Consider the following 24,888-nt stretch of genomic DNA (forward strand, 5'->3'; position numbering starts at 1 on the left):
GTTACGCCGAGTCTTTGTACTACTCTAATGAATCGAGTGAATATTCCGAAGTATTGTAGAAGGGGTAGTTAGCTGTTGAACGAAGGATAGGGTCAAGCTCAACATCAGCCTCTTTGAATGAACGGTAAGCTTCTCGGACGGCTTCACGAGTCGGTTCAAGTGCGCACTCCAAACGACGCAATAACGTGAACGGCAAAATGATCTTGCCAAAATCCGTATGTTTAAAATCTCCCCACAGATCTTCTGCGTTCTTCCAAATAAAATCAGCTTGTGAAGCTGCCGATCCTGTAAATTCCGTCATTTTGGCCTCCAACCACCTTTTGCACAAAAGAGAGTTGATTCCAGTTTAATTACTCAGATAGAATCCAACCTTGTATTGCAAATAGCCGGAATAATAAAAACATAATTCCAAAAAACGCGATACCACCCAAAACATTGTTCAGTAAAAAACTGTCAATGTGGTTCTGTTGTTTTAGGACGATATCAGCATGGATACCATAACGCTTGGCGATCTGTCGACTGACATTAAATACACTGTCGTCTGCCGCTACACTTATAGTAGGGATATAATTTCGGGGTTGCGCAATGATCACATTCAATGCCAGTTTAAATTCGTGCAGACCAATAAGTGTCTTGGCGGATAACGGAAAAACTGACGCACCTAAATCTTTTGCTAACTGTTCACAATCAATTTGATGGCTAAAACGCTCAACCTCATCAATCATATTCAATGCGAAAACAAGGGCTTTATCATGTTGCTTGGCTAAGTCTCGCACTTGTAAACCAAATACCAAGCTACGTTCCAATCGCGTTGCGTCTAAGTTACACACAATCAGGCCAGTGTTATCGTCATGCATCGCTTCATGTATTTTTTCAACTGCGATTTCTTCATCTCTGGATAAGGTACTGAGAGAATAGGCACCTGGAAAATCGATTAATTGATGATCTGAAAACTTTCCGCTTTTAAGTTCAACTGTCACACCTGGAAAGTTCGCTACTTTCTGACGCATTCCGGTTAACTGGTTAAACAGCAGGCTTTTTCCCGAATTCGGCTTACCGACTAAAATTATATTTTTCATTACATTACTTGATTATATAGGCGCTAATCTGGCACCTGAAGAAAGAAGAAAAGGTTTATATCCACGCCTAAAGGCTGACAGAACGGTGAAGTAATTTGCTGTCAGGGCTGATATTTAACAAGAGAGATTAAGTAAGACCGCTGATAGCAACCTTATCGGCAATACTTTGTTCTAAGGTGTAAACGCAATCGCCAATTTGAACAACCAGCGGCCCACGTAATGGACTGCGCCTTAAACAACGAACCGATTGACCATCGGTCAGTCCCATTTCTAATAAACGATTCATCACAGCAGGCAGCAAAGAATGATCTAAACCACTAATTAATGCAGATTTTTTTGCGGGGATATCCCAAAGTGTCATTGCACCCTCACCGATTTAATACAAATGAAAACTATTTTCATTAATAACATAAAATCAGCTTTGGGCGCAATGTGATTTCCTTAACTCACCTTCAGGTGGTCGGCAACCAAAAAGGCCATTTCTAGCACTTGATCTGCGTTTAAACGCGGGTCACATTGGGTTTTGTAAGCTTGCGCTAAATCGTCATCGCTGATTTGATAGGCCCCACCAGTACATTCGGTAACATGTTGGCCAGTCATTTCTAGGTGAATACCACCTGCGTGCGTACCTTCAGATCGGTGCGCAGCGAAAAACTGCTGGATCTCACGTAATATCGCGTCAAAATTACGGGTTTTATATCCGCTTGATGCTTTAAAGGTATTGCCGTGCATAGGATCTGAGCTCCATACGACATTGCGACCTTCTTGTTTCACGCGGCGCAACAAGGCCGGTAGTTTATCTTCAAGGTTGTCGGCACCCATACGTGTAATTAAGGTCAATCGGCCTGAGGTATTATCAGGATTCAAGGCATCAATTAATCGGATCAATTCATCCCCTTGCATACTCGGCCCAACTTTCACACCAATGGGGTTATGGATCCCACGGAAAAATTCGATATGCGCATGGTCAAGTTGACGAGTGCGTTCACCAATCCACAACATATGCGCAGAGCAGTTGTACCACTTGTCCGTTAGCGTATCCACACGGGTCAATGCCTGCTCGTAGTTAAGCAACAATGCCTCATGAGACGTGTATAAGGTAGTCTCGTGCAGAGTTGGCGTGTTATTGGTATTGATACCCATAACATCCATGAACTCTAACGAATCTTGGATACGGCGAGCCACATCCTGATAACGCTCTTTAAGTGGATTGTTTTCAACGAATGCCATGTTCCAGCGATTCACTTGATGCAAATCCGCTAAACCGCCTTGAGCGAACGCGCGAAGTAAATTCAATGTTGACGCACTGCGATGATATGCATCTAACATGCGCTGCGGATCAGGCATACGAGAAGCTTCAGTAAATTCAAAACTGTTGATGATGTCGCCGCGATAGCTAGGTAATGACACACCGTCTATGGTTTCTAAGTCCCCCGAGCGAGGCTTAGCATATTGCCCAGCCATGCGCGCAACCTTAGTGACTGGACAGCGACCAGCGAAGGTAAGTACGATCGCCATTTGTAAAATAACTTTGAAGGTATCACGAATTTTAGGGGCATTAAATTCATCAAAGGACTCAGCGCAATCACCTCCTTGCAACAAAAAGCCGTTACCGTCAGCAACTTGGCCTAGCTCTTTAAACAATTGACGCGTTTCAGCGGCAAAAACAAGCGGCGGATAGGATTTAAGTTTCTGTTCAACATCACGTAAATGCTGCTGATTATGGTAAGTAGGTTGTTGCAATATTGGCTTTTGACGCCAACTATCAGGTTGCCATTGGCTCACAATGTGTCCTTAAAAAATAAAATATAATGGGAAAAGGGAAATTAGTACACGAAACGAATGTTCTCAACTACGTTTCTGACGCATTATCATACCTGATATCTTGGCCTTTGAAATGCGCTCATGGCAAAGATCCGGGATAAAAAGCCATATTAACGCGTTAAACGAGATATGTTTGCAATATGCTATTACCTGCGAGGTCATTAAAACGACGGACTTGGCAATCAAAAATATCACTTAATATATCAGGTGTCATAACCTCCTCAACCGGGCCGTGATATTCCACTTCCCCAGAGCGCATCAACCAGACACCGTCAGCGTATTGTGTGCACACATTAAGATCATGTTCGCTCATTAGCACAATATTACCAATCTTCACCAGTTCTACCAGACAAGATAACAGCAGATGTTGATGGCGAAAATCTAATCCTTGACTGGGCTCGTCGAGCAATATCAGTCCCTGTCCCTGCTCTATCGCTGGCCAAATTTGTAATAACGCCCGGGCAATTTGCACACGACGACTTTCACCACCAGATAAAGTAAGTAAGGACCGAGACATAAACGGCGCTATTTCAAGCGCATTTTCAAGCATGGTAGGCATAGTAATATCACGGGCAAAAAAGGTTAATGACTCACGGACTGTAAGGGCAAAAACATGGCTTTGCTGTTGTTCTTGAAAACAACGGAAGGTTGCCATTTCAGTCATGGATATGTGCGCTGTATCACGTTGATTTATGCACAATCGTCCAGCGTCGGCATTATCAAGACCTGCGATGACACGCAGTAAGCTCGACTTTCCTGCACCATTTGGGCCCAAAATTTGAATAAACTGACCAGGGTGAGCACAAACATTTATGCTATCTAACCGCTTAGCAAAGCTGAGGTTTTCAATGCTTAACATGACAGTCTTAACCCATCTGCCGATTCAAGCGCAGTATAGAATACAAAAATATCGGGCCACCTAACGTCGCGGTCAGCATGGAAACAGGTACACTTACCTCACCGACAGCGCGCCCCACTAACACGACGACCATTAAAACAATGCCGCCCAGTAATCCAGAGGCAGGCAATATAAAACGATTATCATAGCCAAAAAAATTACGCAGCATATGGGGAACCAACAAGCCCACAAAAGCGATTGATCCCGCGATAGACACAGCTATCCCTACTACTAAGGCACAGACCAGTAACATCATTTTGTGAAATCGAGTAACATTCAACCCAGCCAATTGTGCACTACTGGCACCGAAATATAGCCAATTCAGCGCGCTACCCTGACGTACAAGCAACCCGAGTAAAATAAGCAAACTTGGCCCTGCAACCGTTAGTACCTTCCAATCAGCTTGATTAACACTGCCCATCAGCCAAAACGTCATATTGCGCATAGTTTGCGCATCTGATAAAAAATGCAGCCAAGCAATCACAGCGCCACTTAATGTAGAAATAGCAATACCAGCGAGAATAACGCCTGAATGCATCCCGGTTAAACGTTTAGAAATGAGATAAATTGCCGCAGTTGATAGTAACGCGCCTAAAAAGCAAAATACGGGTAACAGATATTGCACATATAAAAACGGTATTGCGCTGCCTAGTGTCAAGAACAATGCAGCAGCCAAGCTAGCCCCGCTACTTATACCAATAATTCCAGGATCGGCCAGTGGATTGCGTAACAATACTTGTAGCACAGCTGAACTCACCGCTAACCCAGCCCCGACGATAAACGCTGTTATGACTAGGGGTACGCGTAGTTGCCATAGAATACGTTGTTCGACCACAGCTGAAGTCGTATTTGGGAACAAAGGATTATGCAAACCGCCAAACAAAACCCAGATACTGCTTACTATCAAGGCGCTTAACAATATCAATAACCATATTTTTTGTTTGCGCTCGAGATTATTAGGGCCGGGCAAAACGTACCTTAATTTGCTCTATCAAGCCATCAGATGCCAGTTCAATAAGATCCAGTACATATTCAAAGCCACGTTTACCACCGTAATATGGATCCGGTATTTCCATCTCTTGTGCATCACAGAAACTCATCATCAAGGCGATTTTTTGTTGGTACTCTTGGGGACAAATGTCTAACAAATTCCGTACATTGTCTTTATCCATGGCGACAACATAATCAAAACGTTCAAAATCTCTGACCTCAACCTTGCGACACTTTATTTTTTTAAAGTCATAACCTCGCTCTTCTCCCACGGCTCTAGAGCGTTTGTCAGGAGATGTGCCAATATGTGCACCTAAGGTGCCTGCCGAATCTATGTGTATTGCTAAACCAGCATGTGCCGCTTTGTGACGAAATATCGCCTCTGCCGTGGGCGAACGGCAAATATTGCCTAAACAAACAAAAAGCACGGAGGTTAATTTTTTCTCTACTTTTTTTTCAAACACCTGGATAACTTCCGTCGATATGGTTAATAAATTGAAGAATCACCACTGTCACCATGTGCACAGGGATTATATTTCTGTAGTATTTAGCGCCTATTTCCTGTGTTATCAAACCAGATTTCGTTGTTAACGTATCCAATTGATACGCTATATGTGATTATCTTTCCACAGTTGGTCGCTTTTTGGTAATCTAGGCAAATCTTGAGTTAAATGTGTCTCATATGGATGAATCAATAAAGATTACAACCGCTTGCCATCAAGTTCAGTGCCATGAATGTGCCTACCTGGTTGAGGTTCCGGCCCTTTATCATCGCCAGCGTGCACATTGCCCCCGATGCCAATATGTTATCACAACCTATTATCAAAACATGACTCAAAAGCTGGTTGCCTTTTCAGTAGCGGCCCTGATTTTTATGGTCGCGGCACTTTGTTTTAAATTTTTATCCTTTAGTGCGAATGGGCAATATCACGCAATCAATATTATTAGTAGCATTGAGGTACTAGCAGAGAACAATTATCTGGTATTGGCTATGTTACAAAGCGCGGTCATTCTATTACTACCCGTGACCATTCTATTCTGTTTATTGTATTTATTAGTACCGGTTTTGTTTGGTAAGAAGCCTAAATATGCCGCTGTGCTGCTCAAAACCATATTTGCTTTACGCCCTTGGACCATGGTTGAAATATTCTTAGTTGCCGTATTGGTCAGCCTAGTGAAAATTATGTCTATGGCTGACATTGGAATCGGTATTTCGTTTTATGCATACGCTTTATTCGCTGTCTGTATGACCTGTACCTTAATGTATTTAGACAAACATCAACTGTATTTACTGACATCATGTGAAATGCCAGATGCCCCTAAAAGACATTCGTCATCCCATAGCATTCAAACTACCTGGGCGTTATTAGTGACATCGATGCTATTTTATATCCCTGCGAATACGTTGCCTATTATGCATACCGATATTTTAGGAGACGATCAACCTAGCACCATAATAGGCGGGGTGATAACCCTTTGGAAAATGGGCTCCTATCCCATTGCCGCCATTATCTTTATCGCCAGTGTGGTCGTCCCCGTCGCCAAACTCAGTATATTATGTTGGCTTAATTACTCTGTTCAAAGCCGTTACACTGGACGTAAAAAAACTCGTATGATCGGTTATCGACTAACAGAATTTATCGGGCGTTGGTCAATGATTGACGTCTTCGTAGTGGCTATCTTAGTTAGCCTCATTCAGCTAGGAAACATAATGAGTATCTACCCTGGCTACGCAGCTCTTGCATTTTGTGCAGTGGTTATTTTAACCATGATGGCGGCAATCTCATTTGACACAACTTTAATTTGGAGCGACCGATAATCATGTCTAACAATGGTGAGCCTGCTGAAATAAAAAATGTGAACAGCATTTCAAAAATATGGTTGGTACCTATTATAGCGATCTGTATGGGTGCGTGGATGGTTTACCACCAATGGAGTAACCAAGGCCCATTAATCAGCATAGTGTTCGAAAACGCATCTGGATTAGAGGCAGGTAAAACCAAAATAAAGATGCATAACGTTGATATCGGCGAAGTGAAAACTATCGCCCTGACAGAGGACTTACAAAAGGTATTGGTCACTGCGCGCATGTCTGCCAACGCTGAAGGGCTGCTTCGAGAAAGCACTGAATTCTGGTCGGTAAATCCACGTATCTCACTCAACGGCATATCTGGACTCAACACATTGGTATCTGGTACGTACATTAATATGTCTACTAACTTAGAAGGTGCTTCAATCCGTGATTTTGTTGCCCTATCGGCCCCTCCAATTACACCTAGCGGTACGCCTGGTCTACATGTAACGTTAAACAGTAATGCCGAATTCGCCTTCAAAGAAGGCGACCCGGTGATATATAAAGGCCTAAAAGTAGGCGAATTTGAAAGCATTTACTTTAATTTTGATGAACGCGTGGTGTATTACAACACCTTTATTCAGGCTCCTTATCATAAGCTAATTACGAGCAACACCAAGTTTTGGAATGCCAGTGGCGTGCAAATGGAATTAGGCACCAACGGTGTGAAAGTAAAAAGCAGCAGTATCGAAACTTTAATCACGAATGGTGTTGCCTTTGGTGTCCCTGAGGGGTTGCCTCAAGGTGAACGAGTCAGTGACCGATCATACTTTAATATTCACGACTCCTACGAGTCCGCTGCAGAAGAACGTTACAAAGCTGTCGCCAAATACGTGATCTTGGTCGATGACACTGTACGTGGTCTGCATATAGGTGCTCCCGTTGAATATCGGGGTATCCAAGTGGGCAAAGTACTCGAAATTACCCCCCCCAAATAATAATCAACAAAAATGGTTAGACTCAGGCGTCGCTATCCCTGTCATTATTGGCATACAGCCAGGCCGTATAGAGCAAACTGACGACCAGGCCGGTATTGAACATATTCGCCAACAAATGCGCATGTGGGTTGAAAATGGTTTTCGGGCTTCTTTACAAACTGGTAATTTATTAACCGGGGCGTTATTTGTTAACTTGGAGCAATACCCTAATGTGGCATCCACTAAAATAGAACAATTTCAAGATTACGAGGTTATCCCAAGTATTTCTAATGAATTTTCGCAGATTACCGAAAAAGTCAGTGCCATTCTGGACAACATCAACGATATGGATTTAGTCCAGTTCTCTGTTGCAGCCAACCAGATGATGGCCGACATCAGTGCTAGCGCCAATAGCATGAACAGCACAGCAGACGACTTTGCAGGCACTTTACGGCAAATGGACGAACAACAGTTCAGTGTTAAATTAGCCGCGGCACTATCAGGTGTCGCGGAGTTGACCCAAGGCTTTGCTTCTGGCTCTAGAACAAATAACGAAATAAACGATACATTGAATACCTTGCAGCAACGCTTACGTGAATTACAACCTTTGCTGCTCGAGCTAAACCAAGCACCTAATAGTTTAATTTTTGACAAACCACCTAAGCCCTATCGTCAACCAAATAGCGTGAACGATAATGCCCAGCAAGAGCATAAATAATATGAAACAGTTTAGCGTTTTCCTTCTGATCTTAGTATTGTGCGGATGCAGTTCAGCACCGCCCACAGGTCAGCAGATTTATCTACTTAACATTGACGCCCCACATTCCTCACCAGGGGGTAAAAATATTAAACAACTGGTTGTGGTGGAAAAAATACTGCTTGCTGAATACCTAAAGCGGCCAAATCTTGTGATGCAGGTAGACGGAAATCAACTGTATTATTCAGACATTGACCTGTGGGCTGAAAACCTACAGACTGACATTCACAAAACTTTAACTGCTTGGTTAAATGACCGCGCCAAACACACTCGCTTTGTCGCTTACAACTCCCCGGAGGCAAGGCTCGACCTTAAACACCTAGTTGTCAGCATTGAGCACTTTATGCCTACTGATCAAGGCACTGTGGTTAGTAATGGTCAATATTGGTGGGTCGAAAACAGCAAGATGGATAACCCTACGTCTCAAAACAGTTTTAGCTATGAATCAGCGCTAACGCAGAAAGGTTATAGTCATAGTGTTTCACAACTAGCGCAACAACTAGCCCAACTGAGCACACAGATAATTAAAGACGTTGAGTAAGTAAAATAAGGATATGACACTGGTATGTTTAACGTCAAAAAATTGATTTTTGAGTATTTAAATACTGGCACTAAGGTAAGTAACTCCCCAGCCGTAAGACAGCAAATTCAAGTCACCAATTTGTTTGGTTTTATTGGCTATACCATCACCTTTATTCTCGGTATCAGTGCGTTACAGCGCAGTGATTTTTCCCATAACGAAGATCTCTATTTGGGTATCGTACTGCTCATTGCGAGCGTGCTTTTTTTCTTATCGCGGATTATCCTCAAGCACTTCCAGAGTAAAAACGGTTATACATTTTCTGCAAATTTAGTCACCTATGCCCTAATGGTATTGATGCTCTATTTGGTCATCACAGGCGGCGTTAAAAGCACCGGCCCGTTGTGGATTTACATCGTTCCTCCGGTGGTTTTATTTTTTGGTGGTTTGAAACGAGGCTTAATTCATGTAGGCCTTTTCGCTGTGGCCGTCATTGTGGTTATGTGGTATCCAAACAATACAATGTTGTTGGCACATTATAGCGACGAATTTAAATCACGTTTAATCTACTCATTTATAACAGTCGGCATGTTATTCGTATTTTACGAATATTCTCGCCAACGCTCATTTAAAATACTGCAAGAATTGAGTCAACGTTTTGAAAAGCAAGCCCGCCTCGACCCACTTTCAGGATTACAGAACCGCCGAGGCATGTTAGAAAAGCTCGAATACGAGCATCAACGCACGCTTAGGCACACAAAAAACATGACCATAATGATGTGTGACATAGATAACTTTAAGCGTGTTAATGACGAATTTGGTCATGACGCTGGTGATCAAGTCATTAAGGAAGTTGGACAGCTTTTTGCCAAAGGTTTACGCAAACAAGATACCGTTGCCCGTTGGGGCGGTGAAGAGTTTTTGTTTTTATTGCCCGAGACCACCCAAGAGCAGGCCTTTATCTTGGCTGAGAAGTTGCGTATTAAAGTTGCTGACAGCGAATACGTATTTGGTTCAACCCGATTATCTGTCACTGTGAGCATAGGTATATATCAAATGCACCCCCAAGATAGCCTAGACCATGCTATTAGTCGTGCCGATACCAATTTATATCGGGCGAAAACCCACGGCCGAAACTGTACAGTGAAAACGGACTAACCCTAAGCGTTTCGTTAATAGATACCGGGCTTAGGTATTATCACTCATTCGGTTGCAAGCGAACTTAACGTAAAATCGACATTTATTTACACCGCCAATCTTGGTTAATACTTTAAATAACACGAGACTCATGCGTTCAAAACAACAGACTCAGATTGAAGATGTCACCTTTAATTGGCGTGTAGTACGTCAACTTTGGCCTTATTTACTGGAATTTAAAAGCCGAGTATTTCTTGCCATGTTGTGTCTCATTGCTGCTAAAGTTGCCAGTATCGGCCTACCCTTTATTCTCAAACATGCGGTGGATACGCTCAATGCAAAAGACACCGAAAGCACACTCGTACTTGTCCCTTTTGCGCTTATCGCCGCCTATGGCTTGCTGCGTTTAGCCAATGTACTATTCGGGGAAATACGCGATACCTTATTTGGGCGGGTAACCGAGCGCGCCATGCGACGGATCAGTTTGCAGGTTTTTGAGCATTTGCACAAACTCGATTTAGATTATCATTTAAACCGCCAAACCGGTGGCCTTTCCCGCGATATTGAGCGCGGTACAAGTGGCGTTAGTTTTCTAATGCGCTTTCTTGTGTTTAACATCGTTCCTACTCTTCTTGAAATTATTGCCGTAGTGGGCGTGCTTTTTTATAACTATGGATGGAGCTTTGCATTCATCATTTTACTATCGGTTATTAGCTACGTCGGGTTTTCAGTGAAAGCTACCCATTGGCGGACTGAATTTGTCAGGGCGGTCAATCAAGCTGATTCATTAAGTAACACTAGGGCAATTGATAGCCTGCTGAATTACGAAACCGTTAAATATTTTAATAATGAGCAATATGAAGCAAGCCGTTACGATGTAGCGTTAGCTGATTGGGAGGTTGCTCGGCGTAAAAACCGTCTTTCGTTATTTGCACTAAACGGCGGTCAAGCCACCATAATAGCGATTGCGATGACCAGCATGATGGCTGTCGCGGCATACTACGTTGCGAAAGGAACCATGACCATTGGTGACTTTGTTTTAATCAACGCGTTTACCATGCAAATATTTATGCCACTAAATTTCCTCGGTTTTGTCTATCGCGAAATTCGTGGTGCGTTAGCCAATATTGAAAACCTATTTACATTGTTAAGCAAAGCACCATCAGTGTTGGATGATAAAGAGGCTGCCCCTCTTAACGTAAACAAGGGTAAAATACGGTTCGAGCAAATCAATTTCGGTTACGAACCCGACAGACAAATATTACACAATGTCAGTTTTGACGTTCCTGCGGGGAAAAAAGTGGCGATTGTAGGCCCAAGTGGCGCGGGTAAGTCCACTGTCATCAAACTATTATTTCGTTTTTACGAAGCGAATAGCGGAGAAATCTACATAGACGGGCAACCAATATCGAAAGTAAATCAAGCGTCACTACGGGAGGCGATCGGAATTGTTCCCCAAGACACTGTCTTATTCAACGATAGTATTTTTGAGAATATTCGTTACGGTAAACCTAGCGCCAGTGATGATGAAGTAAATGATGCGATACGACACGCCCATTTATCACTATTCATCAATTCCCTGCCCAAAGGGAAAGACACGCAAGTCGGAGAGCGTGGCTTAAAGTTATCTGGCGGTGAAAAACAACGTGTTGCCATCGCTCGCACCATATTAAAAGGGGCGCCTATTTTACTGTTTGACGAAGCCACTTCATCCCTTGATAGCCAATCTGAGCAGGCTATTCTCAGTGCATTCAGGGAAATCGCCATCGGCCATACCAGCCTCGTCATCGCTCATCGTCTCTCGACCATAGTAGATGCTGACAGTATCATAGTGCTCCAAGACGGTCGCGTAGTAGAACAAGGTGAACACCATAAATTATTGGCCCAAAAAGGCCCTTATTATCACCTGTGGAATACGCAACAAAAAGTGAACTCCTGATGACTGAGCCCGCAAACCAATTGCTTATTGAGGCAATAAACCAAACCATGCCCTTTGGCAAATATGCCGGAAGAAAGCTACTTGACCTGCCGGAACCTTATTTAGTTTGGTTCAGTCAACAGGGCTTTCCTGAGGGAAAGCTTGGGCAGCAATTGGCACTGATGCATGAAGTTAAGGTTAATGGACTAGAAACTATGCTCAAACCCTTATTGAGATGATGAAACGCTCTTACTCACCCGCCTCACGGCGGCGTCAAAGCAATAACAGTGCCCAGCATGATAATATCGACCGGCAAATTTTAGTCCTACACAAAGCAATGGCCTTAAAACTCATCGCCCGTTGTGATCTGCGCCAACAAGTTATCGAAACCATAGAGTCACGTTACACTAACGGTCAACTGCGCCATGGCGGATACTTAGTCTGGAGTTGCTTAATGGAATATATTGCTGAACAACCTGACGTTTTTTTACAAGGTGTATTGGCTGACACAGCGCAAATGCGAAAACTTCGCCGCAGAACCCCTTTTGTGAACGTATTAACTGAGCAAGAGCGCTTGCACACATTAAATACGAGCCTAAGCGAATAAATTGCAGAGTCGATATTTAGCAAAATAAGCAAAATCGAAAGGAAGATGAAAGTATGGCCCAGGCATCATTACACATACTGCGCTAAAGGATATTCCCACTGTTGAAATACGCAGCTTGTCTGATTGAAACCAACTCATCGTGCTGATTAAGATTAGATCTAAGCAAACAATATTCTCATGTTACTCGAAGTGTGAAATTAACCAATAACATGAGAGTTTTAGTTAGCTAAAACGAAAAAAGCACCCGAAGGTGCTTTTTCTCAATCGTTTAAGACTGTCGATTAACGACGTAGGCCTAAACGCTTGATTAGATCTTGATAACGCTCAACGTTTTTACCTTTAAGGTAATCAAGAAGTTTACGACGCTGGCTAACCATACGTAATAAACCACGACGTGAGTGGTGATCTTTTTTATGGTCAGCAAAATGGCCTTGAAGCTTGTTGATGTTAGACGTCAACAATGCAACTTGAACTTCAGATGAACCAGTATCACCTTCTTTTACGCCATAGTCAGCAATGATTGCTGCGGTTTCTTGAGTAGTTAGTGACATAACTTTCTCCAAAATAAGAGCTAAAATACAGCAGGCCGATCACTAATTCAGCCATGCCAAGGAGCGCGTATTATAGAGGTTAACTTCTATTTAGCAAGGGCAAATCCAGCTAAGCTGGTGAGTTAAATACCACGACTCGCTTAGGCGCGGCGTAATTGCTGTTATCAATCTCAGAAACGCCCAAAAACACATTGTCTTGAGTACAATAAGTCCGTACAAGTGTGCCGTGAGTAATCCTTGATTCACTTTGGTATGTTACCGGCTGACCATGCAAAAACGAATCTCTTGCCTCGGGCGTCAAACTAACGCTAGGCAATGACTTAACAGCGCTGTCCATGGGGATTAACAAGGGATCAAGAATATCTGTCAATGGGATCTGTTCAGCTTGGGCTTTTTCAAGCAATTCTTCAAGCATTTCAAAACTCACCATTTTATCGCTAGGATAATCAGCCACTCTGGTGCGATGAAGTTTACTAACATAAGCACAGCAACCCAGTAGTTGTCCCAAGTCATCCACTAATGAGCGAATATAAGTGCCTTTACTACAATGCACTTCCATATCCACTTCGTCACCCTCAAACCGGGTAATGCTAAGGGAAAATATAGTGATATCTCGCGCTTCACGCTCGATAACAATTCCTTGGCGCGCATAATGATAAAGCGGTTTCCCTTGGTGCTTTAAGGCAGAAAACATAGACGGCACTTGCTTAATAGGCCCTTTAAATGTCTCGCAAGCGTCATATAATTGCTGCTCAGTTACATTCACTTCACGCGTATCCACCACCTCTCCGTCTGCATCAGAAGTAGTTGTTCGCACACCTAATTTAGCGGTGACTATATAGGTTTTATCCGCATCTAACAGGAATTGAGAAAACTTTGTCGCTTCGCCCAAGCAAACAGGCAGCATACCGGTGGCTAGTGGATCAAGCGCACCTGTGTGTCCGGCTTTAGCCGCTAAAAATGCCCGTTTAACTTTCTGTAACGCTTGGTTAGAAGATATTTCTAATGGTTTGTCTAGCAGTAGAATACCGTCTATTGCACGACCTTTACGACGTCTAGCCAATCCCTAGTCCTCTTGTTCTTCATCTAACGAACGACCCGCATTACGCGCGCGTTCTTTGTCTTTATTCAAGGTTTCGTCAACGAGGTTAGTGATGCGAATACCTTCGCTTAACGAACCATCGCGCACAAATTTAATTGCCGGAACGGCGCGCATACGCATGCGACTGGCCAACAAGGTACGTATATAGCCTTTATTTTCTTCTAGAATAGACAAGTAATTATCCATCACTTCCTCGTCATTCTCGAAGAAGGTCACATAAATTTTGGTATACGCTAAATCACGAGACACCTCTACAGCAGAGACAGTTACCATGCCTAAGCGCGGATCCCGATTCTTAAATTCGTTCTGTAGAATACTGGCGATCTCTTTATGTATTTGCTGACCTACTCGGTCGGTGCGAGAGAATTCTCTTGCCATTTCAATCTCCTAAAGCATTACTTAATGCTTTTGTTAAGACAAAACGGAGGCCTAAGCCTCCGTTTTACTTCAATATTAATAATCAGCTAACAACAAGTGTTGGCGAATTATAACTCACGCTTAACTTGAACGATTTCAAACACTTCAATTTGATCGCCCACTTTAACATCGTTGTAGTTCTTCACGCCGATACCACACTCAACCCCGTTACGTACTTCTTGTACGTCATCCTTGAAGCGTCTTAATGACTCAAGCTCGCCTTCATAGATAACCACGTTTTCACGTAGTACACGGATTGGGTTACTGCGCTTAATAAGCCCTTCGATAACCATACAGCCAGCAATTGCACCCAGTTTCGGTGATTTAAACACATCACGTACTTCCGCCAAACCAATGATTTCTTGTTTGAATTCAGGGGCAAGCATACCGGTCATCGCCATCTTAACTTCATCAATCAAGCTATAGATTACACTGTAATAACGTAGGTCAATCTCTTCCGTTTCAATAACACGTCTTGCACTTGCATCAGCACGTACGTTGAAACCAACAACGATAGCACTTGAAGCAGCGGCTAAGCTTGCGTCTGTTTCGGTAATACCACCAACTCCACTACCCACAATGTTCACTTTCACTTCGGAAGTAGACAGCTTGGTTAGTGAATCAGAAATGGCTTCTACTGAACCTTGAACATCCGCTTTAAGTACAATGTTAAGCTCGCTTACGTCGCCAGCTTCCATGTTAGCAAACATGTTTTCAAGCTTGGCTTTTTGCTGCTTAGCTAGTTTAATTTCACGTTGCTTAGTGTGACGCTTGGCTGCAACTTCTCGCGCTTTACGCTCATCCTGAACCACTAATGCATCTTCACCTGCTACCGGTACACCGGACAAACCGAGCACTTCAACTGGCGTTGACGGACCTGCAACAGTCACGTCTTGACCGTTTTCGTCACGCATAGCGCGAACGCGGCCGTATTCAATACCACACAGCAGGATGTCACCCGCTTTCAGTTGACCTTCTTGGATCAATACTGAAGCCACCGGACCACGTCCTTTATCCAAACGAGATTCAATAACAATCCCTTTGGCAGAACCCGTAGGTGGTGCTTTTAAGTCTAACAATTCAGCTTGTAAGCTAATCGCTTCAAGTAAAGCGTCGATGCCTTCACCTGTTTTTGCCGAGACATTAACAAACTGGTGTTCACCGCCCCACTCTTCTGAAATCACTTCCAGTTGAGAGAGTTCAGTTTTAACTCGGTCTAAGTCTATGCCGTCTTTATCAATTTTGTTTACAGCAACAATCAAAGGTACACCTGCCGCTTTAGCATGTTGTACAGCTTCTTTTGTTTGTGGCATTACACCATCATCTGCTGCTACCACTAATACAACGATATCCGTTGCTGTGGCGCCACGAGCACGCATAGCAGTAAACGCCGCGTGACCTGGGGTATCCAAAAAGGCGATACGTCCGTTATCCGTTTCAACGCTGTAAGCACCAATGTGCTGCGTAATGCCACCGGCTTCGCCAGCTGCAACTTTCGCTCGACGAATGTAATCAAGCAATGACGTTTTACCGTGATCTACGTGACCCATAATGGTGACAACAGGTGCGCGAGAGGCAAGCTCTGACGAAATATTGTCAGCCAACAATTCGTCTTCTAACGCATTGTCGTTAACCAATTCATATTTGTGACCTAACTCTTCAACCACAACAACTGCGGTTTCTTGGTCAAGAACCTGGTTGATCGTAACCATTTCGCCCATTTTCATCATGGCTTTGATTACTGCGGTGGCTTTAATGGCCAACTTATTGGCTAAGTCACTTACTGTGATGGTTTCGCCCAGGCGAACAATACGTTCAACGGGCTGAGCAGGTTTGTTAAACGCATGTTTAAGATCTGACCCGGCATTACGTTTCGACTTTTTACGACGACGTCCGCCACGTTCAATTTTAATATCATCCGCATCTTCTGCTTCTTGTGCATAACGGTTGCTATGTACATGCACTTCTTCTGCTTCTTGCTTCTTACGACGCTCTTCTTCTTCTTTCCAACGGCGTGAGTTTTCTTCAGTCAGTTTCAGTGCTTCTTCTGCCGCTTTTTTAGCATCTTCTTCAAGCTTGCGTTGTGCTTCTTGTTCTTGCTTCTTACGGATATTTTCCGCATCAGCACGGGCACGTTCTTGCTCTGCCTTTTCTTCAGGGCTCAGAGCTGACTCTTCTGCTTGACGTGCTTCGGCTTCTTTCTTAGCACGGGCAACACGTTCAGCTTCAGCTTTGGCTTTTGCTTCTGCGGCTTTCTTCGCTTTTTCTTCGGCGGCTTTCTTCGCTTCTTCAGCTTGTTGTTGCTCGGCTTCAAGCTTGGCTTGTTGCTCAGCTAACACACGGGCTGTTTCTTCTTCCGCTAAACGCGCTTCTTCCACGTCAGTGCGTTTAACGTACGTACGCTTCTTACGTACTTCAACCGTTACCGCTTTCGACTTACCCATATTAAGAGTACTAGTCGTTTTACGTTGTAATGTCATTCGCTTAGGCCCGTCAGAGCCCGTACCGCCATGTTGTTTGCTTAAATAATCCAACAGCTGACGTTTTTCATCTTCAGTCACGTTTTCATTTGCCGCTTTAACAATATCAGCATCTTTAAACTGCTTAACTAAGCGGTCAACCGAAGTGCCGATATCGGCGGCGAGTTTTTCAATGGATACTTCTGCCATATTCGTAATTCCTCTTGGTGACCCTATTCTTCGTTAAACCAGACAATGTTTCGTGCAGCCATAATCAGCTGGCCAGCTTTCTCTTCATCTAGTTCTTCAATATCGCTGATCTCATCTACGCCTTGCTCCGCAAGTGCTTCAAGATCGGTAATGCCGCGACTTGCCAATGTATAGGCAAGATGGCGTTCCATACCGGCTAAACTTAATAGCTCTTCTTTTGGTTCAGAGGCTTCCAGTGTCTCTTCGTTTGCAAGCGCTTGCGTAGTTAACGCTGCGCGGGCTCTGCTACGTAGATCTTCAACGATATCTTCATCAAGTCCGTCAATTTCCAGTAGCTCATTAATAGGTACGTAAGCGATTTCTTCAAGAGTAGTAAACCCTTCATCAACCAATACCGCGGCAAATTCTTCGTCAATATCCAGTCCATTAACGAAAACCGCTAACACCTTAGAATTTTCTTCATCGTGTTTATTATTCAGGTCTTCAACGGTCATTACATTTAGTTCCCAGCCAGTAAGCTGAGCGGCTAAACGCACGTTTTGACCACTACGACCGATAGCTTGCGCTAAGTTGTCTGCTTCAACGGCCACATCCATGGTGTGATTATCTTCATCCATCACAATCGATGCGACTTCCGCTGGTGCCATTGCGTTGATGACGAACTGAGCAGGATTGTCATCCCACAACACGATATCAACCCGCTCACCGCTTAATTCGCCGCTAACAGCTTGAACACGTGAACCACGCATACCAACACAAGCACCAACAGGATCAAGACGTTTGTCATTGGTTTTTACAGCGATTTTAGCCCGTGAACCAGGATCCCGTGCTGCCGCCTTAATTTCTAAGGTTTCTTCAGCAATCTCAGGCACTTCTAATCTGAATAACTCAACCAACATATCAGGATGGGTACGGCTAATAAATAACTGTGCGCCACGCGCTTCAGGACGAATAACGTAAAGTAGGCCACGTACGCGATCACCTGGACGGAATGTTTCGCGAGGTAACATATCATCACGGTAGATAACGCCTTCAGCGTTATTACCTAAATCAATAATGATATTATCGCGATTAACTTTTTTGACCGTACCGGTCACTAGTTCGCCGACACGTTCTTCGTATTCTGCCATCACTTGCGCACGTTCAGCTTCACGTACTTTTTGTACGATAACTTGCTTAGCGGTTTGTGTGGTTATACGGTCGAATTTAATCGATTCAACTTGATCTTCAACATAGTCACCTAGTTGAATATCGGGCTCATCAATTTGAGCGGCAGAAATGGTCATTTCTGCAAATGGGTTCTCTTGCTTTTGATCATCAGCGATAACCATCCAACGACGGAACGTGTCAAAATCACCTGTTACACGGTCAATGGCGACCCGTACTTCGATTTCGCCTTCAGTCTTCTTTTTAGTTGCACTTGCAATGGCAAATTCTAACGCTTCAAATATTTTTTCTCTTGGAACTTGTTTTTCATTTGAAACGGCTTCCGCCACTAACAAAATTTCTTTATTCATGATTGCCTCACTGATTATTCTTTAGCAAAAGCCTAAATGGCCATTTACTCAATCAAACGTTGGAACAACATTGCCTTTTTCAATATTGGCAAATGCCAATACGAACTCTTGATTGTCAACTTGAACAGTTAACATGCCATCAGATTCACTCAATAACTTTCCTTTGAAGTTACGTCTGTCTCCCATGGGCATTTTCAAGCGTAACGTGACAACTTCGCCAATCGAGTCGATATAATGTTGTAACTTAAATAATGGACGCTCCATGCCCGGTGAGGACACTTCTAAGTTGTATTCTGTATTAATAGGGTCTTCTACATCAAGTACAGCACTGACTTGATGACTCACTTCTGCACAATGATCAACCGAAATACCATCTGGATGATCAATGTAAACGCGCATAGTGGAATGTACTCCAGCGCGAACAAACTCAATCCCCACCATTTCAAAGCCGAGGGCTTCAACAGGTGCGGTCAACATTTCAGTTAATTTTTGCTCTAGTTGAGACAATATGCACGCTCCAAAAACGAAAAAAGGGCCATAAGCCCAGAATAAATAAAAACAGATTAAAAAGGATAACAAAAAGCCCCGTACAAGCGGGGCTTTTTGTTTCTGGACCCTAGTCCACTATTCTTGCTGAAAATTGACTGGATGCCAAATTTTCAAAAAGTGGTTGCGGGAGCAGGATTTGAACCTACGACCTTCGGGTTATGAGCCCGACGAGCTACCAGACTGCTCCATCCCGCGCTTGAAATCTTTTTCGATATGCGTTCCGTGTACTTCGTACCGCGTCTCGAGTGGGGCGTATTATACATAGCTGATGGGATGACGCAAGCCTTGTGAAGCATAAATCACAAATTAATCGGTCGACCAAATAACGCTGTACATAATTCATACAAATCAGCCGGTTGCAAAAAATACATGACTTGATTAAGACTGCAGCAGATCCATTTTGGTGGCTAATTTGAAATCCAATTCACTTAACCCACCCGCGTCGTGTGTGGTCAGCTTAACTTCGACTTTATTGTAGACATTAAACCACTCAGGGTGGTGATTGAGCTTTTCCGCCCAGATAGCGACTTGGCTCATCCAGCCGAAAGCGCGAATGAAACTTTTGAACTTGAAGTCTTTCGCTAACTTTCCTTCAGTAATTTGCCATTGTTGCTCTGTTGGCAAATTCTGATTGAGCTCATTCAATTTTACCAAGCTTTCAGCATTCGTTAATTTATCCACCATAAAATCCTCATATTCACCGTTGGGAAGCATATAACTCTATGATGCCGTCAAACAGCAAGAATGAAAGTCAAATTACGATTTATCGACAAAAAATGCGGCTACTTTTGTTTACAAAAAAACCTGCCGAAGCAGGTTTTTTTATATAAAAGGTTAAGCTTAGAACTCGACGGCGAAGCGCGCGTAAATCTGACGACCTCTAGGGTCATGCACCTTACTGTCGAAGCCACTGTTAGTGAATAACTGAGGAGGCTCTTCATCTGTAATATTGATACCACCAACTGACAACACATAGTTGTTCTGGGTATCAAACATTGCACCTAAGTTAACATTGTACTGCACATCATAAGTTACGTGACTATCAACTTCTTTAAAGCCACCAGCAGTATCACAACCCCCCGTATTGACTGTTCCATCGGAACAGTTTTGATCATCATCATAACTGCTAATATATCGAGCAAAGATATTCGCTGAGTGCGCACCAGATGACCAATTCAAGCCAAGGTTCAAACGCAATTCAGGTGATGACGTACCAATGTTCGTAAAGTTTCTACGCCCTGCCCCATCTACCTTCCCTGCTTGTGGGTCATCTAGTTCGTACTTTGTAATGTAGGTCGCATTAATTGACGGAACAAACAAACCTGCATCCGTATCCATCTTGTAACTTGCCACAAAATCTAAACCAGAGGTTTCAAGAGAGCTGGCATTGACATAAGTATTATTAACTTGTGTTAATGGTCCTGTGAGAGGGTCGCCAGCGCGCACAACGCGATCTGGATCACTTGGGTCTAAATTCAATACCGCTTGTGGGTTTTCTTGAATGATCAAGTCTTCAAACTCGAAGTTCCAATAATCAACCTCAATGGACACATCACTAATAGGCTCAAACGACACACCAATATTGTACGCAGTTGACTCTTCTGGTTTTAAATCTTCATTACCTACTGTGCGCACTGCGGCAAAAGCGTTCGCACCGATAAGAGGATCAACCAGTTGTTGCAGTGAAGTTCCCCCACCATTTCGCAAGAATACCGTAGGTGCTCTGAATGACGTAGAGATCGAACCACGGAAAGACAACTCTTCACTGGCACGATAAGAGAAAGCCACTTTAGGGTCTATGGTATCGCCAATTGAACCGCCGTAGTCTTCATAACGAACAGCCAACTGGATATCCAAATCATTAAAAACAGGCAAGGCCATTTCAGCGAAAACAGCCCAAACATCCAACGAACCGTCAAAATCTGGGTTACCGATAACAAAGGTAAAACTATCTTGGTTGGCTAATGCATCATAATCTTGACTTAACGATTCGTCACGGTACTGCATGCCGAATGCTAAGCCTGCCGCTCCGCCGTCCATATCGAACACATCGAATGACATAAAGCCTTCATATACTTGTAAATCGGATTTGGAGTCGATGGTCTCAAGTCCGGTAAACGAATCAATGACATATTGAGAGTTAGGGGCTGTGGTATATGAAGTGGCAAACGGATTAAAGTATTCGCAATCGCCTTCACCTGCGGTTCCGGTTAACGGATTACATTGCCCACCGCCTAGACCATTTAAAGCAAGATTAAATTCTGTATCTAACACGTCAGGTACGCTGAAGAAAAAGTCATTGGTGGCATTGGTATAGCTCACTTCCCAAAAACCATGTTCTAACTCGCCTTGTAACGCAGTGTTAAAACGAAAGGTATCCGATTCAGTATGCGCAAAATCAGGTGCTTTACCGTTACCCTCTGCACGGCCAAAAAAGGTTACGGCTTGACCAAACGGATTCTCAGGATGATCAGCAGGTACAACTGGGCCGGTTAATATAGGGAAACTTGGTGCGCCCCCCCGTGAAGCTCTGTTACGCGCGAAGCTGACTTCAGTAGTCCAGCTCATAGTGTCAGATACTTCGTATTCCGCTTTAACATAAGCATTTAGGCGTGATTCGTCCGGTACATATGAGTAATCTTTACCGAAGTCAAACATACACATACCCACATCTAAACCGGGTACTGTGCCTGGAGGAGCAAGTAAATTAGCGGCCCCGCCGAATTCTTCACAACCGTACGGGTCAATAAAAGGTGTTGCCCCGATGAAATAAGAACCAGGGTTACCCAAAGCACTGCTGTCATCTTGAGGTCGACTTAAACGACGATCTTTAATAAATAGTGGTGAACGATTGGTATAACTCACTGCCGCAATGATGCTACTTTTATCATTACTGGTTCCCCATAAACCTTGCAACACATATTCTTTATTGTTGCCGTGGGCACCGTCTTGATAATCTGCGCTGAGTTTGACCCCTTCATAATTACGCTTGGTGATGAAGTTAACAACACCTGCTACTGCGTCTGAGCCATAAAGTGCAGAAGCACCATCTTTAATGATCTCCACTCTATCAATGGCAATCATAGGTACCAACGAGCTGGTATCTACAAAGTTCAAACCGGCATTGGTGGGCTGCGACGTGACAACCTGACGTTTGTTATTCAACAATACCAAAGTTGAGGCAACGCCTAAACCACGTAAGTTGATGTTTGATGTGCCCGCTGTGGCATTTTGGGTAAAAGCATCCGGATTGTTTTCCGCTCCAGTATTAATCGTCAATGTCTGCGTGATATCGGCGATGTTTTTCGCACCTAATGCATCAATAGCAACACTATCAACAACAGACAGCGGTGACGGTGATTCAAAGTTTTCGCTGCGACGAACGAAACTCCCTGTCACCATAATCATTTCGATATCTTCTTTTTTCTTTACGTCGGCTTCTTGGGCCAATACTGAAGGGGTAGCAAATAGAAATTGAGCGGAAATGGCCGCAGCTAAAGCACTGACTCGTGTTTTTATCTTCATTGTGTGTTCTCGAGGTAATTATTAGATACAAATCGAGCGTGTAAACAACGGACTTACCAACCACTCAGACCGCGCGTCAATATTGTCTAATAGTTATAATTCTTATCAGTAAGTGACTGATTCTCAGGCGCTAAACTAATGCGCCATAGTGATAGTAGGGGGGGAAAGAGGATATGTAAATGCAATGTTATTTATATGTGAACATTAACTCAAGTCATGGTCAGACCAGATGGCGTGAATTAGAGCAACCTCTTAGGTAAAAAGATTGCTCATACTAAAGTCTACCCGAGCAGCATCATTAAAAATGTACCCACCAAGGCAGGCTTATCACGGCCTTTAATATCAACTTGTGTATCGAAGCTAAAAAGCGTTCCCATTGCTTTACTTTCTTTTCTCGCCAATGTGGAAATGAAACGAATTTCGTCTTCCACCCTGACCGGCTCTAAGAAACGGATTTTATCTACACCGTAATTTAAAACGGTTTGCGTACTGGAGTCGAGTTGTACCATACCGTAGAACGCTTCCGGCATAAGGGTGACACTTAGGTAACCGTGCGCAATCGTCGTTTTAAACGGGCTTTCTTTTTGACATCGCTCTACGTCTAAGTGTATCCACTGATGATCCCCCGTCGCCTCGGCAAACAAGTTAATCCGTGCTTGATCTATCTTCATCCAATCGCTTGGTTCTAATTGCTCACCTACATCAAGTTGTAATAAATCTTTGGCCATCAGTGGCTCCTCGAATATGTAATTAATCTTTACGCTAGCACCGTCACTCTAGTGGTGACAACTCACCTGAATTTATTCAGATGTATAAATTTAAAGTGAACGACAAAATACTCACCACTATTTTCTTTGTAGCCCAAAAGGTTAAGTAATTTCATCGTAATAATTGCTTGTTCTATCTGAGACGAGAAATTAATTTATCGAATGTAGGTCTGTGTCTAATGTCTGCGAATATCGCACAACAGCTTAATGAGGAAGAAAATGCAAAAAATGTGGTTGAGCCTAGGTTTATTAAGTAGTGTGCCTTTTTTGACTCACGCCTACTGTATCGATGATTGGGCATGTTTTGACAAGATTAGTAATAAGCAAAAAGTAGAATATTGGTTACGTAATAACAAGCCTTACCCCATCACGTCTACACTTGAAGTGACGACCCGAAATCTGCACAGTACTGATAAGAAGCGCGTGCATTATAGTGAAACACGGGTTCTTGGCCCATTCGAACGGGTGAAAGTGTTGTCATTAAGTGTATTCGACCCGCTGCGCTCAACACGTATTAAGGAAAACTTTTTCTGGACACCCGGCATTCAAAACGCAGCCCACGATGACAGCTACCGCTACGCCTTACCTTATTCAGCAAATCATTCATTTCGATTAGTTCAGGGGGTGAACGGGGGGTTTAGCCATCATGGAGCTTCTCGTTACGCGTATGATTATGCGATGCCTGTCGGTACGCCCGTGCACGCAGCCCGCAATGGTCAGGTCATTGATCTTCAGCAGAAACATAACAAGGGTGGAGCAAGCCGCCGCTATTCTCGATTTGCCAACTTTGTGACGATTTTACACACCGACGGCACCACGGGTGAGTATTATCATTTGCAGCAATACGGTGTCAAAGTAACGTTAGGTGAGCATGTTACCCGAGGTCAGTTGATCGGCTACTCGGGGAATACCGGCTTTTCTTCCTTACCCCACCTACACTTCGCGGTCTATCAAGCTAAAAGTCATGGTAAATACCAATCGCTCCCAATAAATTTCGTATCGTCGCAACCTTGACCTGCATCCCTGCTTGCGAAAACATAGGCCACAAAAAAATACCTGTCGACATAAGGCCATATACCTATAAACATTAGCCATATTACGTTTTGCGAATAAGACTAACTCGCAAAATGGTGACTGGTACCGCTACTGAAAGTCGATTAGTGCCCATATATATTCAGTTTCAGCACGTCGCTGTGGTTAAAGCTTTACACACACAAGCCCTATTCTCGCCACACCTAAATTAAGAAATGTTTGATCTATTTTGAGAATTGCGTAGTATCAAACCCAACTGG

Annotated in this window: 24 protein-coding genes, 1 tRNA gene and 1 pseudogene; 9 read left to right on the forward strand and 17 right to left on the reverse strand. The window is 43.5% G+C overall.

The genetic code is table 11. The annotated features are described in order from the left end of the window. Positions 1–19: 19 nt before the first annotated feature. The 7 genes and pseudogenes from GPLA_RS24180 to GPLA_RS02175 all read right to left on the reverse strand — a co-directional run bounded on the left by GPLA_RS24180 (position 20) and on the right by GPLA_RS02175 (position 5,255). Positions 20–301, reverse strand: a complete 282-nt coding sequence (locus tag GPLA_RS24180; protein ID WP_264370807.1) for a type I restriction-modification system subunit M N-terminal domain-containing protein — start codon at positions 299–301, stop codon at positions 20–22. Between the two features lie 85 nt (positions 302–386). After that, positions 387–1,079 (reverse strand): annotated as a pseudogene (locus tag GPLA_RS02150) (FeoB small GTPase domain-containing protein); the annotation flags it as partial. Between the two features lie 127 nt (positions 1,080–1,206). Further along, positions 1,207–1,440, reverse strand: a complete 234-nt coding sequence (locus GPLA_RS02155) for a FeoA family protein (protein ID WP_007103167.1) — start codon at positions 1,438–1,440, stop codon at positions 1,207–1,209. Positions 1,441–1,520: 80 nt separating this feature from the next. Then, on the reverse strand, positions 1,521–2,864 hold the full coding sequence (locus GPLA_RS02160) for a class II 3-deoxy-7-phosphoheptulonate synthase (RefSeq protein ID WP_007103168.1): 1,344 nt from the start codon (positions 2,862–2,864) through the stop codon (positions 1,521–1,523). Between the two features lie 157 nt (positions 2,865–3,021). Then, entirely contained in the window at positions 3,022–3,762 is a 741-nt protein-coding gene (locus GPLA_RS02165; RefSeq protein ID WP_007103169.1) for an ABC transporter ATP-binding protein, read from the reverse strand. A 7-nt stretch (positions 3,763–3,769) separates the two neighbouring features. Continuing rightward, positions 3,770–4,771: a FecCD family ABC transporter permease gene (locus tag GPLA_RS02170; RefSeq protein WP_007103170.1), complete on the reverse strand. Its 1,002-nt coding sequence runs from the start codon at positions 4,769–4,771 to the stop codon at positions 3,770–3,772. Beyond that, positions 4,758–5,255: a low molecular weight protein-tyrosine-phosphatase gene (locus tag GPLA_RS02175; protein ID WP_007103171.1), complete on the reverse strand. Its 498-nt coding sequence runs from the start codon at positions 5,253–5,255 to the stop codon at positions 4,758–4,760. Before GPLA_RS02175 ends, GPLA_RS02170 begins: the two co-directional genes overlap by 14 nt. 365 nt (positions 5,256–5,620) lie before the next feature. Between GPLA_RS02175 and GPLA_RS02180 the strand changes: the two genes are divergently transcribed. The 8 genes from GPLA_RS02180 to GPLA_RS02210 all read left to right on the forward strand — a co-directional run bounded on the left by GPLA_RS02180 (position 5,621) and on the right by GPLA_RS02210 (position 12,499). Next, positions 5,621–6,610, forward strand: a complete 990-nt coding sequence (locus GPLA_RS02180) for a paraquat-inducible protein A (RefSeq protein ID WP_040513837.1) — start codon at positions 5,621–5,623, stop codon at positions 6,608–6,610. 2 nt (positions 6,611–6,612) lie between these two features. Next, positions 6,613–7,581, forward strand: a complete 969-nt coding sequence (locus tag GPLA_RS23815) for a PqiB family protein (protein WP_226993034.1) — start codon at positions 6,613–6,615, stop codon at positions 7,579–7,581. Then, complete coding sequence (locus GPLA_RS23820; protein ID WP_226993035.1) at positions 7,526–8,278, forward strand: MlaD/PqiB family protein; 753 nt, start codon at positions 7,526–7,528, stop codon at positions 8,276–8,278. The genes GPLA_RS23815 and GPLA_RS23820 overlap by 56 nt, the downstream gene beginning before the upstream one ends. Before the next feature lies 1 nt (position 8,279). Continuing rightward, the gene (locus GPLA_RS02190) at positions 8,280–8,858 is read left to right on the forward strand and encodes a PqiC family protein (RefSeq protein WP_007103173.1); all 579 of its coding nucleotides are present in this window, start codon (positions 8,280–8,282) and stop codon (positions 8,856–8,858) included. Positions 8,859–8,882: 24 nt separating this feature from the next. Continuing rightward, on the forward strand, positions 8,883–9,995 hold the full coding sequence (locus tag GPLA_RS02195) for a GGDEF domain-containing protein (protein ID WP_007103174.1): 1,113 nt from the start codon (positions 8,883–8,885) through the stop codon (positions 9,993–9,995). A gap of 130 nt (positions 9,996–10,125) precedes the next feature. Continuing rightward, on the forward strand, positions 10,126–11,913 hold the full coding sequence (locus GPLA_RS02200) for an ABCB family ABC transporter ATP-binding protein/permease (RefSeq protein ID WP_007103175.1): 1,788 nt from the start codon (positions 10,126–10,128) through the stop codon (positions 11,911–11,913). After that, positions 11,913–12,131 (forward strand): DUF3820 family protein, encoded by a 219-nt coding sequence (locus GPLA_RS02205; protein ID WP_007103176.1) that lies wholly within the window; start codon positions 11,913–11,915, stop codon positions 12,129–12,131. The genes GPLA_RS02200 and GPLA_RS02205 overlap by 1 nt, the downstream gene beginning before the upstream one ends. Then, positions 12,131–12,499: a hypothetical protein gene (locus GPLA_RS02210; protein WP_007103177.1), complete on the forward strand. Its 369-nt coding sequence runs from the start codon at positions 12,131–12,133 to the stop codon at positions 12,497–12,499. The genes GPLA_RS02205 and GPLA_RS02210 overlap by 1 nt, the downstream gene beginning before the upstream one ends. A 281-nt stretch (positions 12,500–12,780) precedes the next feature. On the opposite strand, the gene rpsO is transcribed toward GPLA_RS02210, so the two are convergent. From rpsO to GPLA_RS02260, 10 genes are all read right to left on the reverse strand, one after another. Further along, the gene (gene rpsO / locus GPLA_RS02215) at positions 12,781–13,050 is read right to left on the reverse strand and encodes a 30S ribosomal protein S15 (RefSeq protein WP_007103178.1); all 270 of its coding nucleotides are present in this window, start codon (positions 13,048–13,050) and stop codon (positions 12,781–12,783) included. A gap of 109 nt (positions 13,051–13,159) precedes the next feature. Further along, on the reverse strand, positions 13,160–14,113 hold the full coding sequence (gene truB / locus GPLA_RS02220) for a tRNA pseudouridine(55) synthase TruB (RefSeq protein ID WP_007103179.1): 954 nt from the start codon (positions 14,111–14,113) through the stop codon (positions 13,160–13,162). 3 nt (positions 14,114–14,116) lie between these two features. Beyond that, the gene (gene rbfA / locus GPLA_RS02225; protein WP_007103180.1) at positions 14,117–14,530 is read right to left on the reverse strand and encodes a 30S ribosome-binding factor RbfA; all 414 of its coding nucleotides are present in this window, start codon (positions 14,528–14,530) and stop codon (positions 14,117–14,119) included. A gap of 107 nt (positions 14,531–14,637) precedes the next feature. Then, complete coding sequence (gene infB / locus GPLA_RS02230) at positions 14,638–17,238, reverse strand: translation initiation factor IF-2 (protein ID WP_007103181.1); 2,601 nt, start codon at positions 17,236–17,238, stop codon at positions 14,638–14,640. A gap of 23 nt (positions 17,239–17,261) precedes the next feature. Further along, positions 17,262–18,755 (reverse strand): transcription termination factor NusA, encoded by a 1,494-nt coding sequence (gene nusA / locus GPLA_RS02235; RefSeq protein ID WP_007103182.1) that lies wholly within the window; start codon positions 18,753–18,755, stop codon positions 17,262–17,264. 48 nt (positions 18,756–18,803) lie between these two features. After that, positions 18,804–19,262 carry a ribosome maturation factor RimP gene (rimP, locus tag GPLA_RS02240; RefSeq protein ID WP_007103183.1) on the reverse strand — a complete coding sequence of 153 codons (459 nt, stop codon included), beginning with the start codon at positions 19,260–19,262 and terminating at the stop codon, positions 18,804–18,806. Positions 19,263–19,422: 160 nt separating this feature from the next. Continuing rightward, a tRNA-Met gene (locus GPLA_RS02245) sits at positions 19,423–19,499 on the reverse strand. Between the two features lie 183 nt (positions 19,500–19,682). Then, a complete protein-coding gene (locus GPLA_RS02250) occupies positions 19,683–19,988 on the reverse strand; it encodes a 4a-hydroxytetrahydrobiopterin dehydratase (RefSeq protein WP_007103184.1) in 306 nt (101 codons plus the stop codon). A gap of 156 nt (positions 19,989–20,144) precedes the next feature. Beyond that, complete coding sequence (locus GPLA_RS02255) at positions 20,145–22,829, reverse strand: TonB-dependent receptor plug domain-containing protein (protein WP_007103185.1); 2,685 nt, start codon at positions 22,827–22,829, stop codon at positions 20,145–20,147. 281 nt (positions 22,830–23,110) lie between these two features. Beyond that, complete coding sequence (locus GPLA_RS02260; protein ID WP_007103186.1) at positions 23,111–23,557, reverse strand: MaoC family dehydratase; 447 nt, start codon at positions 23,555–23,557, stop codon at positions 23,111–23,113. 258 nt (positions 23,558–23,815) lie between these two features. Between GPLA_RS02260 and GPLA_RS02265 the strand changes: the two genes are divergently transcribed. Continuing rightward, complete coding sequence (locus GPLA_RS02265; RefSeq protein ID WP_007103187.1) at positions 23,816–24,610, forward strand: M23 family metallopeptidase; 795 nt, start codon at positions 23,816–23,818, stop codon at positions 24,608–24,610. The last annotated feature ends 278 nt before the right edge of the window (positions 24,611–24,888 follow it).

Origin of the sequence: Paraglaciecola polaris LMG 21857, from assembly GCF_000315055.1 — a bacterium.
GTDB lineage: Bacteria > Pseudomonadota > Gammaproteobacteria > Enterobacterales > Alteromonadaceae > Paraglaciecola > Paraglaciecola polaris.

Excerpts from the sequence above, each read along its gene's own strand:
- GPLA_RS02195 (WP_007103174.1), top strand. The coding sequence starts at position 8,883 with ATGTTTAACGTCAAAAAATTGATTTTTGAGTATTTAAATACTGGCACT.
- GPLA_RS02205 (WP_007103176.1), top strand. The coding sequence starts at position 11,913 with ATGACTGAGCCCGCAAACCAATTGCTTATTGAGGCAATAAACCAAACC.
- GPLA_RS02250 (WP_007103184.1), bottom strand. The coding sequence starts at position 19,988 with ATGGTGGATAAATTAACGAATGCTGAAAGCTTGGTAAAATTGAATGAG.
- rbfA (WP_007103180.1), bottom strand. The coding sequence starts at position 14,530 with ATGGCAAGAGAATTCTCTCGCACCGACCGAGTAGGTCAGCAAATACAT.
- GPLA_RS02265 (WP_007103187.1), top strand. The coding sequence starts at position 23,816 with ATGCAAAAAATGTGGTTGAGCCTAGGTTTATTAAGTAGTGTGCCTTTT.
- nusA (WP_007103182.1), bottom strand. The coding sequence starts at position 18,755 with ATGAATAAAGAAATTTTGTTAGTGGCGGAAGCCGTTTCAAATGAAAAA.
- GPLA_RS02260 (WP_007103186.1), bottom strand. The coding sequence starts at position 23,557 with ATGGCCAAAGATTTATTACAACTTGATGTAGGTGAGCAATTAGAACCA.
- GPLA_RS02180 (WP_040513837.1), top strand. The coding sequence starts at position 5,621 with ATGACTCAAAAGCTGGTTGCCTTTTCAGTAGCGGCCCTGATTTTTATG.
- GPLA_RS23815 (WP_226993034.1), top strand. The coding sequence starts at position 6,613 with ATGTCTAACAATGGTGAGCCTGCTGAAATAAAAAATGTGAACAGCATT.
- GPLA_RS02165 (WP_007103169.1), bottom strand. The coding sequence starts at position 3,762 with ATGTTAAGCATTGAAAACCTCAGCTTTGCTAAGCGGTTAGATAGCATA.
- GPLA_RS24180 (WP_264370807.1), bottom strand. The coding sequence starts at position 301 with ATGACGGAATTTACAGGATCGGCAGCTTCACAAGCTGATTTTATTTGG.
- infB (WP_007103181.1), bottom strand. The coding sequence starts at position 17,238 with ATGGCAGAAGTATCCATTGAAAAACTCGCCGCCGATATCGGCACTTCG.
- GPLA_RS02210 (WP_007103177.1), top strand. The coding sequence starts at position 12,131 with ATGAAACGCTCTTACTCACCCGCCTCACGGCGGCGTCAAAGCAATAAC.
- rpsO (WP_007103178.1), bottom strand. The coding sequence starts at position 13,050 with ATGTCACTAACTACTCAAGAAACCGCAGCAATCATTGCTGACTATGGC.
- GPLA_RS02155 (WP_007103167.1), bottom strand. The coding sequence starts at position 1,440 with ATGACACTTTGGGATATCCCCGCAAAAAAATCTGCATTAATTAGTGGT.
- GPLA_RS02200 (WP_007103175.1), top strand. The coding sequence starts at position 10,126 with ATGCGTTCAAAACAACAGACTCAGATTGAAGATGTCACCTTTAATTGG.
- GPLA_RS02190 (WP_007103173.1), top strand. The coding sequence starts at position 8,280 with ATGAAACAGTTTAGCGTTTTCCTTCTGATCTTAGTATTGTGCGGATGC.
- GPLA_RS02255 (WP_007103185.1), bottom strand. The coding sequence starts at position 22,829 with ATGAAGATAAAAACACGAGTCAGTGCTTTAGCTGCGGCCATTTCCGCT.